This is a genomic window from Sphingomonas cannabina, from assembly GCF_021391395.1.
GTDB lineage: Bacteria > Pseudomonadota > Alphaproteobacteria > Sphingomonadales > Sphingomonadaceae > Sphingomonas > Sphingomonas cannabina.
Map to the genome: position 1 here is coordinate 1979868 of NZ_CP090059.1, position 13792 is coordinate 1993659.

14 protein-coding genes and 1 riboswitch are annotated in these 13792 nt (G+C 70.9%); of the genes, 7 read left to right on the plus strand and 7 right to left on the minus strand.

All coding sequences use genetic code 11. From position 1 onward, the window contains the following. Positions 1-3: 3 nt before the first annotated feature. Positions 4-1212 (minus strand): efflux RND transporter periplasmic adaptor subunit, encoded by a 1209-nt coding sequence (locus tag LZK98_RS09525; protein WP_233786301.1) that lies wholly within the window; start codon positions 1210-1212, stop codon positions 4-6. A 173-nt stretch (positions 1213-1385) separates the two neighbouring features. On the opposite strand from LZK98_RS09525, the gene maiA reads away from it, so the two are divergent. From maiA to LZK98_RS09555, 6 genes are all read left to right on the plus strand, one after another. Further along, positions 1386-2018, plus strand: a complete 633-nt coding sequence (gene maiA / locus LZK98_RS09530) for a maleylacetoacetate isomerase (RefSeq protein ID WP_233786302.1) — start codon at positions 1386-1388, stop codon at positions 2016-2018. Positions 2019-2037: 19 nt separating this feature from the next. Next, positions 2038-2224: riboswitch (cobalamin riboswitch) on the plus strand. 144 nt (positions 2225-2368) lie between these two features. After that, positions 2369-4213, plus strand: a complete 1845-nt coding sequence (locus LZK98_RS09535) for a TonB-dependent receptor plug domain-containing protein (protein ID WP_233786303.1) — start codon at positions 2369-2371, stop codon at positions 4211-4213. After that, entirely contained in the window at positions 4210-5028 is an 819-nt protein-coding gene (locus LZK98_RS09540; protein ID WP_233786304.1) for an ABC transporter substrate-binding protein, read from the plus strand. Before LZK98_RS09535 ends, LZK98_RS09540 begins: the two co-directional genes overlap by 4 nt. Then, positions 5025-5999, plus strand: coding sequence for a FecCD family ABC transporter permease (locus LZK98_RS09545; protein WP_233786305.1), 975 nt, complete (start codon positions 5025-5027; stop codon positions 5997-5999). Before LZK98_RS09540 ends, LZK98_RS09545 begins: the two co-directional genes overlap by 4 nt. Further along, positions 5996-6745, plus strand: coding sequence for an ABC transporter ATP-binding protein (locus LZK98_RS09550; protein WP_233786306.1), 750 nt, complete (start codon positions 5996-5998; stop codon positions 6743-6745). The genes LZK98_RS09545 and LZK98_RS09550 overlap by 4 nt, the downstream gene beginning before the upstream one ends. Before the next feature lie 21 nt (positions 6746-6766). After that, positions 6767-7630 carry a BadF/BadG/BcrA/BcrD ATPase family protein gene (locus tag LZK98_RS09555; protein WP_233786307.1) on the plus strand — a complete coding sequence of 288 codons (864 nt, stop codon included), beginning with the start codon at positions 6767-6769 and terminating at the stop codon, positions 7628-7630. 21 nt (positions 7631-7651) lie between these two features. On the opposite strand, the gene nagA is transcribed toward LZK98_RS09555, so the two are convergent. Beyond that, a complete protein-coding gene (nagA, locus tag LZK98_RS09560) occupies positions 7652-8815 on the minus strand; it encodes an N-acetylglucosamine-6-phosphate deacetylase (RefSeq protein ID WP_233786308.1) in 1164 nt (387 codons plus the stop codon). 47 nt (positions 8816-8862) lie between these two features. Between nagA and LZK98_RS09565 the strand changes: the two genes are divergently transcribed. Continuing rightward, complete coding sequence (locus tag LZK98_RS09565) at positions 8863-9753, plus strand: N-acetylmuramic acid 6-phosphate etherase (protein ID WP_233786309.1); 891 nt, start codon at positions 8863-8865, stop codon at positions 9751-9753. Here the strand turns inward: LZK98_RS09565 and LZK98_RS09570 are convergent. From LZK98_RS09570 to mtnB, 5 genes are all read right to left on the minus strand, one after another. Further along, positions 9739-10575 carry an MlaA family lipoprotein gene (locus LZK98_RS09570; protein ID WP_233786310.1) on the minus strand — a complete coding sequence of 279 codons (837 nt, stop codon included), beginning with the start codon at positions 10573-10575 and terminating at the stop codon, positions 9739-9741. The genes LZK98_RS09565 and LZK98_RS09570 overlap by 15 nt on opposite strands. A 297-nt stretch (positions 10576-10872) precedes the next feature. Beyond that, the gene (gene mtnA / locus LZK98_RS09575; RefSeq protein ID WP_233786311.1) at positions 10873-11922 is read right to left on the minus strand and encodes an S-methyl-5-thioribose-1-phosphate isomerase; all 1050 of its coding nucleotides are present in this window, start codon (positions 11920-11922) and stop codon (positions 10873-10875) included. After that, on the minus strand, positions 11919-12566 hold the full coding sequence (gene mtnC / locus LZK98_RS09580) for an acireductone synthase (protein ID WP_233786312.1): 648 nt from the start codon (positions 12564-12566) through the stop codon (positions 11919-11921). Before mtnC ends, mtnA begins: the two co-directional genes overlap by 4 nt. Then, complete coding sequence (locus LZK98_RS09585; protein WP_233786313.1) at positions 12563-13114, minus strand: 1,2-dihydroxy-3-keto-5-methylthiopentene dioxygenase; 552 nt, start codon at positions 13112-13114, stop codon at positions 12563-12565. The genes mtnC and LZK98_RS09585 overlap by 4 nt, the downstream gene beginning before the upstream one ends. A 3-nt stretch (positions 13115-13117) precedes the next feature. Beyond that, positions 13118-13768, minus strand: coding sequence for a methylthioribulose 1-phosphate dehydratase (gene mtnB, locus LZK98_RS09590; protein WP_233786314.1), 651 nt, complete (start codon positions 13766-13768; stop codon positions 13118-13120). Between the last annotated feature and the right edge of the window lie 24 nt (positions 13769-13792).

Below are 13792 nucleotides of genomic sequence, written 5' to 3' on the forward strand. Positions count from 1 at the left end.
GCCTCAGCGGCCCTTGGGTGCGGCGGCGTTGCCCTGACCCTGCCCTTGTTGCGGGGGGCCGATGTTCTGCGGGGTGTTCGCCGGCACCGGCTTGATGTCGGCGTCGGGCCTGAGCCGCGCGATGCCCTGGGTGATCACCTTGTCGCCCGCCTTGAGGCCGCTGGTCACGACCCAGAAGGCCCCCTGCGCGCGGGGCGCGGTTATTTGCCGCCGCACGGCCTTGTTGTTCGGGCCCACGACATAGACGGTGGCGTTGCCCTGCGGATCGCGCATCACCGCTGCCTGCGGCACCAGGAAGGCATTGTTGTTGATCCCCTGCGCGAACGTCGCACGGACGAACATGCCCGGCAGCAGCAGCCCGTCGGGATTGGGGAAGGTCGCCCGCAAGGTCACCGTGCCGGTGCCCTGATCGACCGTCACTTCGGAGAACTGCACGGTGCCGGTGTAGCCATAGTCGGTGCCGTCCTCGAGCTTGAGGCGCACCTGCGCGCTGGTCGGCACGATGTTGCCCGAGGCGAGCGAGCGGCGCAGCGTCAGGAGGTCGGTGCTCGACTGCTGGATGTCGACGAACATCGGGTCGAGCCGCTGGATCACCGCGAGCGGATCGGCCTGGTTGCTGGTGACCAGCGCGCCGACCGTGGCGAGGCTGCGGCCGATGCGGCCGGTGATGGGGGCGGGGACGCGCGTGAACCGGAGGTTCACCTGCGCCGATTCGAGCGCCGCGCGGTTCTGCGCGACCGAGGCCTGTGCCTGGCGTGCTTGCGCGACCGCGTCGGTATAGTCCTGCTTGCTCACCGCCTCGGCCGCGGCGAGCGGCTTGTAGCGGTCGGCGCGGATGCGCGCGGCCTCGAGCTGGGCGGCGGCGGCGGACAGGTTGGCGCTCGCCTGGTTGGCGCTCGCCCGATAGATGCTGGGGTCGATCTGGTAGAGCGTCTGCCCGGCGCGGACGATGCCGCCCTCGGTGAACAGCCGCTTCTGGATGATGCCGGAGACCTGCGGGCGGACTTCCGACGTCTCGAAGGCGGCGGTGCGCGCCGCGAGCTCGGTGGTCACCGGAACCGACGTCGGCTGCACCACGACGTAGCCGACCGTCGCCGGACCTCCGCCGCCGCCGCCACGGCCGCCCGAACCGCCCTTCTGCTGAGCGGCATCGCCGCCACTGCAGGCGCCCAGCACCAGCGCCAGCGCCATGACGCCCGCGCGCCATGCCATCGTGCCGCTCCGGGAACCGTTGGTGGCAGCGCTCGATGTCATTAACACCTCATCGTTCGGCGGTGGCGCGACGGTTTCGCAATGCAATAGGATTGCGCGGGCGTTCGCCGATCCTGTCGCACGAGGCAACGGAAATAATGTAGCAAAATGTCACAAGCGGCTCGGAGACGGTGATGATCCTGCATGGCTATTGGCGGTCCTCGGCGGCGTACCGCGCGCGAATCGGCCTGAATCTCAAGGGGCTCGCCTATGAGCAGGTGACGCACGACCTACGCTCGGGCGCCCACGCGTCGCCAGATTATGTCGCGAAGTCGCCGCAGGGACTGGTGCCCGCGCTGGAGGTGGGTGGCCGCGTCTTCGTCCAGAGCCTCGCGATCCTGGAATGGCTCGACGAGACGCATCCCGAGCCGCCGTTCCTGCCGGCCGGTCCCGACGATCGGGCGGTCGTGCGGGCGATGGCATTGGCCGTCGCGGCGGACATCCATCCGGTCAACAATCTGCGCATCGTCAATGCCCTGCGATCGGAGTTCGGCGCCGACGGCCATGCCGTGGTCGCCTGGATGCAGCGCTGGATGGCGGCGGGGTTCGACGCGCTGGAGGTGATGGTCGCCCGTCACGGCGGGCGCTTCGCGTTCGGTGATACGGTCGGGCTCGCCGATATCACGCTGGTGCCGCAATGGTACAATGCCGAGCGCTACAAGCTCGATACCTCGCCCTGGCCGCGGTTGGCGGAGGTCGTCGCCAATGCCCGCACGCTGCCCGCCTTCGTCGACGCCGAGCCGGAGCGGCAACCCGACGCCGATTGACTTCGCTGCCGCAACGATCCTAATCCGCGCGCCAGATGGTGCCGGGCGACCGGCGAAGAGGGAAGCCGGTGCGATTCCGGCGCTGTGCCCGCAACTGTAAGCCGGGAGCTGACGGCCAATACGTCACTGGAGGCGTCCTGCCTCCGGGAAGACGGCCGCAAGCGACGATCGGCGAGCCAGGAGACCTGCCATCGCGTCGTTCGTGCCGGGCCGGGTCCAGCCGCGGGCATGGGGAAGCATCCCTTCGTAACGACAGCCGATGGCCATCGTCGCGCCCTTGTCATGGGGCGGGCCGGAAATGTCGTTGCTGCTCGCCCCAAGTCGACGCCGGGCGGGCGAGGGAAGTCCGAATGATCCGATCCGCATTGTTCCTGGCCGGGGCCGCCGCGCTGGCGTTGCCCGCCCATGCCCAGGACGCGTCCGACGATGGCGATGACATCGTCGTCACCTCCGCGCGCGCCGCGCAGCCGGCCGACCAGACCGGCCAGGCCGTCACCGTCATCACCCGCGACGAGATCGAGCGCCGCCAGACCGTCTCCATCGCCGACCTGCTCGCCACCACGCCGGGCGTGCAGGTGACGCGCAGCGGCGGTGTCGGCACGCTCACCAGCGTCAGCATCCGCGGCGCCGCGAGCGAGCACACGCTCGTCGTGATCGACGGGGTGCGCGTCAACGATCCCTCGGCTCCCGCCGGCGCGTTCGACTTCGCCAACCTCTTGTCGAGCTCGGTCGCGCGGATCGAGGTGGTGCGCGGGCCGGATTCGGTGCCGTGGGGCAGCCAGGCGATCGGCGGCGTCGTCAACGTCATCACGGAACAGCCGGGCGAAGGGCTCCAGGCGCGCGCCAATGCCGAATATGGCTATGCCGACAGCGTGTTCGCGAGCGGCGGCGTCTCCGGCCGCAGCGGTGGGCTGTCGGGCGCATTTACCGCCGGATATCTCCGCACCGACGGCATCTCGGCCGCGGCGGACGGCAGCGAGCGGGACGGCTATCGCCAGTTCGGCGCGACCGGCCGGATCGGCGTCGAGATCGCGCCCGGCATCGGCCTCGACCTGCGCGGCTATTATGCCGACAGCCGTACCGACCTCGACGGCTTCCCGCCGCCGAGCTTCACGCTGGCCGACACGCCCGAATATTCGAAGGCACAGGAGATCTACGGCTATGCCGGGCTCCATGCCGACCTCGCCGGCGGGCGGTTCAGGAACCGGATCGCCTTCACCATCGCCGACGTGAACCGCGACAATTTCGATCCGACCTTCGGCAGCGCGCCGAGCTTCTTCGCGCGGGGGCGCAGCGAGCGCTACGAATATCAGGGCGACTTCACCATCATCGAGCAGGTCCGCGCGGTATTCGGCGCCGAGCATGAGGACAGCCGCTTCTACGACGGCACGCTGCGCAAGTCGGCGGGGCTGACCAGCGTCTACGGCGAGCTGATCGTCCGGCCGATCGATGTGCTGACCGTGACCGGCGGCGTCCGCAACGACGACAGCGACACGTTCGGCAGCCACACCAGCTTCAGCGCCAACGCGGCGCTGGCGCTCAAGACGCGCACCACCATCCGCGCGAGCTATGCCGAGGGCTTCCGCGCGCCGTCGCTCTACGAGCGGTTCAGCTCGTTCGGCGATCCGGACCTCCGGCCCGAGACGGCGAAGAGCTGGGACATCGGCGTCGAGCAGGCGCTGCTCGACGGGCGGCTGCGCTTCGGCGCCACCTTCTTCGACCGCACCGTCCGCAACCGCATCAACTTCGACATAGGCTGCTTCTGCTACGGCAACATCGACCGTACCCATGTGCAGGGCGTCGAGGCGGGGCTGACGCTGCGGCCGGTCGACAGCCTCACCTTCGCCGCCAACTACACCTGGATGGAGCCGCTCAACCGCTCGGCAGGGTTCGACGGGCTCGACCTCCAGCGCCGCCCGCGCGACCAGTGGAGCGCGAGCGCCGACTATCGCCTGCCGTTCGGCCTGTCGCTGGGCGCGACGCTGCTGGTGGCGGGCGACAGCTTCGACGATGCCGCCAACCGGGTACGGCTCGACGGTTATGCCGTCGCGGGCATCCGTGCGGAGATGCCGATCGGCGATCGCTTCTCGATCTACGGCCGTGTCGATAACCTGTTCGACGAACGTTATCAGACCGTGGCGGGCTACGGCACCTATGGCCGCGCGGCATATGGAGGCGTGCGACTGAAGCTGTGAGGCTGGCGGCAATCCTGCTCGCGATGCTGACCGCCGGCTGCGCCGCCGCGCCGCCGGCGGCGCGGGCTCCCGCGCGTCCGGCGCGGGTGGTGAGCCTCGATTATTGCGCAGACCAGTACGTCCTCCGGCTGCTGTCGCGCGAGCGCATCCTGGCGGTGTCGCCGGATGCCGCCGCCGAGTTCTCTTACATGCGCGACGCGGCGAAGGGCGTGCGACAGGTGCGGCCGACCGCGGAGGACGTGCTGCTGCTGAAGCCCGATCTCGTCGTGCGTAGCTACGGCGGCGGGCCCAATGCGGAGGCGATGTTCGCGCGTGCCGGCGTGCCGGTGCTCCAGCTCGGCTATGCCGACGATCTCGCCGGCGTGCGCCGGGTGCTGGTGGAGACCGCCGCCGGGCTTGGCGAGCGGGCGAAGGGGGAAGCGATGGCGCGCAGCTTCGACGCTCGCCTGGCGGCGCTCCAGCGCGGCGGGAGTGGGCGGAGCGCGCTCTACGTCACGCCGGGCGGGGTGACGGCGGGGCCGGGAACGATGATCGACGCCATGTTCGCCGCGGCGGGCCTCCGCAATTTCCAGACCGCGCCGGGCTGGAGTACGATTCCGCTCGAACGGCTCGCCTATGCGACGCCGGACGTGGTCGCCAGCGCCTTCCTCGATACGCGCTGGAAGCGGCCCGATCCGTGGAGCGCGGCCGGCCACCCGCTGGTGCGCCGCCTCGCCGGCCGGTCCACGGCGAACCTCTCCGGCGCATCGACGGCGTGCGGCGGCTGGTTCGTGCTCGACGCGGTCGAGGCGATGGCGAAGGCGGCGGCGCGATGAGGCTGATCCTGCTCCTTGTGCTGGCCTGCCTTGCTGCGCTCGTCGCCGCGTGTTTCCTCGGCTCCGTGCCGTTGCCTGCGCCGCGCCTGCTCGCGGCGCTGACGGGGGGAGGCGACATGGGGGACCGACTCGTCGTCTGGGCGATCCGCCTGCCGCGTGCGCTCGCCGCCCTGCTGGCGGGAGCCGCGCTCGGGATGAGCGGAGCGGCGCTGCAAGGACTGCTCCGCAATCCGCTCGCCGAGCCGGGCGTGCTCGGCGTTTCGGCCTCGGCGGCGCTGACCGCGACGGTGGCGCTTTACTACGGCCTCGCTGGCGCCTGGCTGTTCGCACTGCCGCTGGCGTCGATCATCGGTGCGCTGGCGGCGACCGCGCTGATCGCCGGCGTGGCGTTGCGCACCAGCTCGGTGACGACGCTGATCCTCGTCGGCGTGGGGCTGTCGAGCTTCGCCGGGTCGGTGATGGCGCTGCTGCTCAATCTCGCGCCCAACCCCTTCACGCTGACCGACATGGTCAACTGGACGCTGGGATCGGTCGCCAACCGCAGCTTCGACGAGATCGGTGCGGCGGCGCCGTTCTTGGTGCTGGGCGGCGCGATCCTCCTGGCGACCCGCCGCGGTCTCTCTGCGCTGATGCTGGGCGAGGAGGCGGCGGCCGGCATCGGCCTCGACCTCCGGCGCCAGCGGATCGCGGTGGTGCTGGGGGCCGGCCTGCTCACCGGCGGCTCGATCGCGATCGCCGGGGCGATCGGCTTCGTCGGCATCGTCGCGCCACATCTGGTGCGGCCGTGGGTCGACCATGATCCGGCGCGCAGCCTGGTGCCTTCGGCGCTGCTTGCCGGCCTGTTCCTGGTGCTCGCCGATATCGGCGTGCGGCTGATCCCGACCGCCAACGAGCTGCGCCTCGGCGTGGTCGCGGCGCTGGTCGGGGCGCCGCTGTTCGTGCTGATCGCGGCGCGGAGGCGGGGGGCATGATCGTCGCCGAGGGGCTCACCCGCAGCGGCATCGTCGAGGATGCATCCTTCACTCTCGCGCCTGGCGAGCTGGTCGTGCTGCTCGGTCCGAACGGCGCCGGCAAGACGACGCTGCTCAGGATGGCGCTGGGCCTGCTCGCCGCCGATCGAGGAGGGGCGACGATCTCCGGCGATGATGCCCGCCGGCTTCCGGCGATGGAGCGCGCCCGCCGCGTCTCCTATCTGCCCCAGTCCCGGCCGCTCGCCTGGCCGGCGAAGGTGCGCGATGTCGTCGCGCTCGGCCGTTTCGCCCATGGCGCGGCGCCCGCTCACCTCGGCGAAGCCGATCGGGTCGCGGTGGGCCATGCGCTCGCCGCCTGCGATCTCCAGCCGCTCGCCGATCGTGCCGCCGATACGCTATCGGGCGGCGAGCTCGCGCGCGTGCACCTCGCCCGCGCGCTGGCGGCGGAGGCGCCGCTGATCGTCGCCGACGAGCCGGTGGCGTCGCTCGATCCGCGCCACCAGCATCGCGTGCTCGGCCTGCTCCGCGATTTCGTCGCGCGGGGCGGGGGCGCGCTCGCGGTGCTCCACGACCTGTCGCTGGCGGCACGCTATGCCGACCGGCTCGTCTGGATGAAGCAGGGCCGCATCGTCGCGAGCGGGAGCGTCACGGAGACGATGACGGTGGAGCAGATTGCCGATATCTACGGCGTCACGGCCCGGATAGACGGTCCGGACGTGATCGTCGATGGAATCGCCGCCGGATAGGCGCATCAACCGGGAGTGAGCATGGCCTATTTCCTGGGAATCGATGCCGGCGGCAGCCATTGCCGCAGCCGGCTGATCGATGCGGACGGCACGATCCTCGGCACGGGCAAGACCGGGCCGGCCAATGCGCGCATCGGCGCGGAGCGGTTGCAGGCGACGCTGATGGATGCCGCCGGTCAGGCGGTCGGGATGGCGGGGCTCGACCGCGATCAGGTCGCGACGATCGCCGCCGGCATGGGGATCGCCGGCCTGTCGCATCCTGGCGCGCGGGAGGCGCTGGCGGCGATCGCCTGGCCTTTCGCTTCGATGCATTTCGAGACCGATGCCGTCATCGCCAACATCGGCGCGCATATGGGGCAGGACGGCGCGACCTTGGTGATCGGCACCGGCAGCATCGCCCAGATCCGCTTCGAGGGGAAGAATTTCGCGATCGGCGGCTACGGTTTCCCGATCTCGGACGAAGGCAGCGGCGCAGCGCTCGGCCTCAGCGCGATGCGGCACGCGCTGCGCGCGCTCGACGGGCGCACCAAGCCGACGCCGCTGAGCAGCGCCGTCACCGCTCGCTTCGACCATGAGACCGCGCGCGCGATCGCCTGGATGGATCAGGCGACCCCGCGCGACTATGCCGCCTTCGCGCCGCTGGTAATGGACTATGCCGAGGCGAACGATGCGATCGCCCGCTCGATCGTCGAGGATGCCGCGCAGCATATCGAGCGGTTCATCGAGACGATCTTCGAACGCGGCGCGCCGCGCTGTGCGCTGGTCGGTGGTCTAGCGCCGCGGATGAAGCCGTGGCTGCGTTCGCGGACGGTGGCGCGGTTGTCGGACCCGCTTGGCGATCCGCTCGACGGGGCGCTACACTTGGCGGGATATCGGAGGGCCTGACCACTGCCGGATGACGGAGGTCTATTCACCCGTCTCGGACACCTCGCCGGCGATCCAGGTGCGGGTCACGCGCAGGTCCTTATCGAGGTGCGCCAGGTCCGCGCGCATTCCCGGCGCGATCGTCCCGGCTTCGCGGTCGAGGCCGAGGAAGCGCGCCGGATTGGCGCTCGCCAGCCGCGACGCCTCGCCGATGTCGAGGCCTAGCATCACAATGGCATTGCGGACCGCACCTGCCATGGTCAGCGCCGCGCCCGCGAGCGTGCCGTCTAGTGCACGCAGCGTGCCGTCGCCGACGGTGATTTCTCGTTCCAACAGCGTGAAGCGGGTCATGTCGGTGCCGGCGGGCGGCATCGCGTCGGTGACCAGCATCGCGCGGTCGAGCCCGCGCCCGGCGAGCGCGATGCGCAGCGTCGCCGGTGCGACATGGTGGCCGTCGACGATCAGGCCGAACATGCTGGCGCCGTCGTCGAGCGCGGCGCCGACCATGCCCGGCTCGCGGCTGCCGAGCTGGGTCATGGCGTTGAACAGATGGGTGAAGCCCGCCAGCCCCTCGTCGAGCGCGGCGCGTGCTTCGGCGTGGCTCGCCATGCTGTGCCCGGCCGAGACGATCACGCCCGCCGCCGTCAGCGCGCGGATCGCTCCGGGCGGCGCCAGCTCCGGCGCCAGGGTCAGCAGTCGGGCTCCGCGGCCCGGCCGGGTGAGGAGCGCCAGCGCGTCGTCATCGAGGATGCGGAACTTGGCCGGATCATGGATGCCGTGCTTCTCGGGATTGAGAAACGGCCCCTCGACGTGGATGCCGAGCACGCCTGGCACGCCGGCAGCAATCGCCCGGTCAACCGCCGTGATCGCGCGGTCGACCACCTCCAGGTCATCGCTGATCAGCGTCGGCAGCAGGCCGGTGGTGCCGAACCGGCGATGCGCCGCGGCGATGGCGGCGGCACCTTCGACGGTCGGCGCGTCGTTGAACAGCACGCCGCCGCCGCCGTTGACCTGCGTGTCGATGAAGCCGGGGAGGAGCCAGCCGCCGTCGAGCTCGACCGTCCGGTCCGCCGCGGCCCGCTCGCCCGCGCCGAGCAGGCGGCGGATGCGCCCGCGCTCGATCAGCAGCCCGTGCGGATGGGGCTCGCCGTGGGGGGAGAGCACGCGCGCGCCGAGGATCGCGGTGGTGGCCATCGCCGCCGTCATAGGGCCGATGCTGGGCACTGGCCAGTTTCGGCATTAGGCTGGCCGCCATGCCTACCGAGACCGTAGACCCGCGCTATACCGACCTCGATCGCTGGCCGACCGAAAACGCCGTGGAGGCGATGCTGGAGGGGCAGATCGCCGCCGTCGCCGCGCTCAAGGAGCAGACCGGCGCCATCGCTGCCGCGGCCGAGGCGGCGGCGGCGCGGCTCCGCGCGGGCGGGAGGCTGGTCTATGCCGGCGCGGGCACGTCCGGCCGGGTCGCGATGCAGGACGGGGTGGAGCTGACGCCGACCTACAGCTGGCCCGGCGAGCGGCTGGTGTTCCTGATCGCCGGCGGCATGGCCGCGCTGGCGCGGAGCGTCGAAGGTGCTGAAGATAATGTCGAACGAGCCTGCGCCGAAGTTGATGAGGCGGGGATCGGGCGGGACGATGTGGTCGTCGGCGTCGCGGCCAGCGGGCGGACACCCTATACGGTCGCGGTGATCGAGGCGGCGCGTCGTGCCGGCGCGCTCACGATCGGTGTCGCCAACAATGAAGGCGCGCCGCTGCTCGCCGCTGCCGAGCATCCGATCCTGGCCGATACCGGCAGCGAGGCCGTCGCCGGTTCGACGCGGATGAAGGCGGGGACGGCGCAGAAGGTGGCGCTCAACCTCCTCTCGACCGCGATCATGCTGCGCCTGGGGCGCGTCTATCGCGGGCTGATGGTCAACATGCGCGTGTCGAACGCCAAGCTCGAAGCGCGCGCCAATGCCATCGTGCGGGAGGCGGCGGAGGTCTCGCGGGAACGGGCGGCGGCGGCGCTCGGCGAGGCGGGCAACGACATCGCCCTGGCGATCCTGATCGCGCGCGGCATGGACCCGGCCGTTGCGGCCGACGCCCTGCACGTGCATCACGGCGATCTTCGCGCGGCGATCGAAGCCGGTTCAGGGGCGCGGTGACGGCGTGGCGGGCACGATGGTTGCGTCTGGGGTCGCGCCGGGCACGGTCTCTGCCGCGGGTACCGGCGTAGCGGTCGGCGCGGCGGGCTGCTCCGACGGGCGGTGTCCGCGCCAGCGCGGGCTGTGCAGGCGATCGATTTCGGCCTTGCGCTTCCGGAGGTAATCCTCGCGCGTCGCGGCATAGGGGTCCTTGGCCGCCTGGAGCTCGGTCAGCTTGTCGTCGAACGCCACCCGGTAATCCAGCGCGCTGAGCGTGTTGACCGGAATGGTGTAGTAGGGCTTGTTGAACGGCTTCCCGACGGCCACCGGCATGACGAGCCGGTCGATCGTTATCCCGAAGAGATCGCGCACCGTCGTGGGGCCGATCATCGGCAGGAACAGGTAAGGGCCCGGCTTCACGCCATAATAGCCGAGGGTATTGGCGAAGCTGTTCGGGCGGTGCGGCAGCTTGAAGGGACGGCGCTTGGCGATGTCGATCGTCCCGGCAAGCCCGGCCGTGGTGTTGATCGCGAAGCGGCCCAATGTCTCGACCGCCTTTCCCGGCTTCAGCTGCAGCAGATAGTTCAGGAAAACGATCGGTTCCTGGAGATGATCGAGGAGATTGTGGATGCCGTCGCGTATCGGCTTGGGGAGCCCCTTCTTATAGCCCTTAGCGATCGGGGCGACGATGGCGCGATCCACCGCCTGCACCGCCTTGTAGGATTCGACATTGAGCCGTTCGGCCGGATCGCCGGGAGAGCGCCGCCGACCCGAGATGACGATGTCGTCACCGGTCAGCTCGTCGGCGGGCACCTCCTGCGCCGGCGCATCCGCTGTCGGCACTGCCGTGTCGGGTGTTGCCGTGCTTTGGGCGGCTGGAGCTGCGGGCAAAGCCTCCGGCGGGGCGCCCGGCGTTGCCGGCGCGGGAACCGGCGGGGGCGATTCCGGTATCGTGGCCGGGGCCTGCTGGCCGCTCACCGTTTGGACCACGGCCGGCGGGAGCGGCATTTCGAGGGCGGGCGACGGCAAATTTGCGAACAGGACCGCCGCGCCGAATACAGGAACCATTATTTCTTATCCCCCGCTGCCGACCGGCACTCGCGCTTCATTGCGCGCGATTCGACTTCATCCTGACCGGCTTTAGCCGATCCTGTCCAGCACGCCGCGCTCGGTGATGTAACCGGTGACGAGCCGGGCCGGCGTAATGTCGAACGCCGGGTTGCGCGCCGGCGACGCGGTGACGCGCACCGTTGCGAGCGTGCCGTCGCCGTCGGGGCCGGTGAGCAGCGCCAGCTCGTCGCCGTCGCGCTCCTCGATCGGCACCGCGTCGCCGCTCGGGGTCGAGGGATCGAAAGTGGTGTAGGGCAGCGCGACGTAGAAGGGTACGCCGGTATCGTGCGCCGCCAGTGCCTTGAGGTAGGTGCCGATCTTGTTGCACACGTCGCCGTTGGCGGTGACGCGGTCGGTGCCGACGATCACCGCATCGACCTGGCCGCGCATCATCAGCAGCCCGCCCGCATTGTCGGCGATCACGCTGTGCGGCACGCCGTGGTTGGCGAGCTCGAAGGCGGTGAGCAGCGCACCCTGGTTGCGCGGCCGCGTCTCGTCGACCCAGACGTGGAGCGGGATGCCGGCATCGTGGGCGAGGTAGATCGGCGCGGTGGCGGTGCCATAGTCGACCGTCGCCAGCCAGCCCGCGTTGCAATGGGTGAGGATGTTGAGCGGCCGGTCGGGGTTGCGGGCGTGCAGCGTCCTCAGCAGCTCCAGCCCGTGCTCGCCGATCGCGCGGCACAGCGCGGCGTCCTCGTCGCAGATCGCGTCGGCGCGGGCGAAGGCGGCCTCGGCACGGGCGGCCGGCGGGAGCGGACGCACCGTCGCCGCCACCTGGTCGAGCGCCCAGCGCAGGTTGACCGCGGTCGGGCGCGTGGCGAGCAGCATCGCATGGGCGGCATCGAGCGCGGCGTCGCTCCCATCCTCGGCCAGCGCCATCGCCAGGCCATAGGCGGCGGTGGCGCCGATCATCGGCGCGCCGCGGGTCCACATTTCGCGGATCGCGCGCGCGGCTTCGTCGGCGCTGTTGAGCTCGACCCAGCGGATTTCCCACGGCAGCAGCCGCTGGTCGAGGATGCGCACGCCGCGCCCGTCGCCGGTGCGCGCGATCGAGCGGGTGGGGCGGCCTTCCAGGATCATGGCAGCACCTCGGCCAGGCTGGCGACGTCCCCTGCGTCGCTGTCGCGGTCGATCAGCAGCGCCGCGAAACCGGCCTCGCGCGCCGCATCGGTCTCGGCCGCGACGTCGGAGACGAACAATATGCCCCCCGGCGCCAGACCCAGCGCGTCGGCGATCGCGCGATAGGACCCCGGCTCGCGCTTGGCGCCGACGTGCGTGTCGAAATGGCCCGACAGAAGCGGCGTGAGGTCGCCGGCGATGCTGTGCGCGAACAGCTGCTTCTGCGCGGCGACCGAGCCCGACGAATAGATGTGCACGGCGATGCCGGCCTCGCGCCAGCGCCGCAGCGCCTCGACCGTGTCGGGATAGACATGGCCCTTGAGCGTGCCGTCGGCATAGCCCTCCGCCCAGATCATTCCCTGCAGCGTCTTGAGCGGCGTGGCCTTGCGGTCCTCGTCGATCCAGCGGAGCAGCGTGGCGATCGGGTCGTCTTCCGGCGCTTCGGCGCGCACCTGGTTCAGCAGCGGGGCCGTCTCCGCCGGATGCCGCGCGACGAAATCGGCGAGATGCGTGCGGGCATAGGGAAACAGCACGTCGGCGACGAAGGCGATGCTGCTGGTCGTGCCCTCGACGTCGAGGAGCACGGCGCGGGGAAGATGGGTCACGCCGCGACCGGCTCGTGGCGCGGGAAATGGCTGGCGATGTCGTCGCCGGTCATCTGCGCCACCCAGCCGTCCGAGTTGATGAACAGCCGGATCGCGGCGAAGCGCGGCGCGGGCCCCATGTCGAACCAGTGGCGCATCCCCGCCGGCACCGAGATGAGGTCGCCGGCCGTGCACAGCAGCGCATGGACCTTGCCGCCCTCGTGCAGCGTGAACAGTCCTTCGCCCTCGACGAAGAAGCGCACCTCGTCCTCCGAATGGCGGTGCTCGTCGAGGAACTTGGTGCGGAGCGCCGCGCGGTCGGGGTGGTCGGGCCGCATCCGGACGATGTCGACCGACTGATAGCCGCCTTCCGCGCGCAGCCGGTCGATCTCCGGCGCATAGGTGGCGAGCACATCGGCGTCGCTCGCATCCGTGGCGACCGCGCGCAGCGGCCAGCGTTCGAAGCGCGCGCCGATCGTCGCCAGCGCGTCAGCGATGACCGCAGGATCCTCGGTATCGAGCTCGGGCGAGGCGCCGTCCTGCTCGTCGTAGCGGCGAAGGCGGGTCATGGCTTATATCCTCATGCGGAAGCTGCGCTCGGCGAGATCGGCGGCGATCAGCCATTCGATCGCCTCGGCGATGCGCTCGGCCTCTTCGACATCCTTGCCCCAGGCATAGAGGCCGTGGCTGCGGATCATGAAGACCGGCAGCGTGTCGCGCTCGGTAAGCGCCGGCGCGACCGCCGCGGCGATCACTGCCATGTCCTGGCTGTTGTCGACCACCGGCAGGCTGCGCCGCGTCTCGTGCGTGGTGATGCCGGGGAAGGCCTTCAGCATCTCCTGGCCCTCGAACGCCCAGCGGCCGGCGCGCGGCTCGGCGCGGCTGAGGCCGACGGCGTTGGGCGAATGCCAGTGCAGCACCGCGCCGGTCGCCGGAAACAGCCGGTAGAGCATCAGGTGCAGCCCGGTCTCGGCCGAGGGGCGGCCCTCGTCGATGGCGGTGCCGGCGGCGTTGACGCGCATGAAGTCGGAGGGCGTCAGGCGCCCCTTGTGCCGGCCCGAGCGGGTGATCGCGATGCTGCCGTCCGACAGCCGCACCGAATGGTTGCCGGAGGTGGCGGCGGCGAGGCCGCGCCGGTCGAAGCGCTCGCCGACGGCGATCAGGGCTGTCACGGCGCTCATCTGGTCGAGGGGAGTCACGTCGGCGGGCAGGGGTTCGGGCATGGACATGCCAATAGCGCGGCGGCG

Coding starts and splice junctions, on each gene's coding strand:
- LZK98_RS09550 (WP_233786306.1), top strand. CDS start 5,996: ATGATCGTCGCCGAGGGGCTCACCCGCAGCGGCATCGTCGAGGATGCA.
- LZK98_RS09535 (WP_233786303.1), top strand. CDS start 2,369: ATGATCCGATCCGCATTGTTCCTGGCCGGGGCCGCCGCGCTGGCGTTG.
- LZK98_RS09585 (WP_233786313.1), bottom strand. CDS start 13,114: ATGACCCGCCTTCGCCGCTACGACGAGCAGGACGGCGCCTCGCCCGAG.
- LZK98_RS09555 (WP_233786307.1), top strand. CDS start 6,767: ATGGCCTATTTCCTGGGAATCGATGCCGGCGGCAGCCATTGCCGCAGC.
- LZK98_RS09545 (WP_233786305.1), top strand. CDS start 5,025: ATGAGGCTGATCCTGCTCCTTGTGCTGGCCTGCCTTGCTGCGCTCGTC.
- maiA (WP_233786302.1), top strand. CDS start 1,386: ATGATCCTGCATGGCTATTGGCGGTCCTCGGCGGCGTACCGCGCGCGA.
- LZK98_RS09525 (WP_233786301.1), bottom strand. CDS start 1,212: ATGGCATGGCGCGCGGGCGTCATGGCGCTGGCGCTGGTGCTGGGCGCC.
- mtnB (WP_233786314.1), bottom strand. CDS start 13,768: ATGCCCGAACCCCTGCCCGCCGACGTGACTCCCCTCGACCAGATGAGC.
- mtnA (WP_233786311.1), bottom strand. CDS start 11,922: ATGATCCTGGAAGGCCGCCCCACCCGCTCGATCGCGCGCACCGGCGAC.
- nagA (WP_233786308.1), bottom strand. CDS start 8,815: ATGACGGCGGCGATGGCCACCACCGCGATCCTCGGCGCGCGCGTGCTC.
- LZK98_RS09565 (WP_233786309.1), top strand. CDS start 8,863: ATGCCTACCGAGACCGTAGACCCGCGCTATACCGACCTCGATCGCTGG.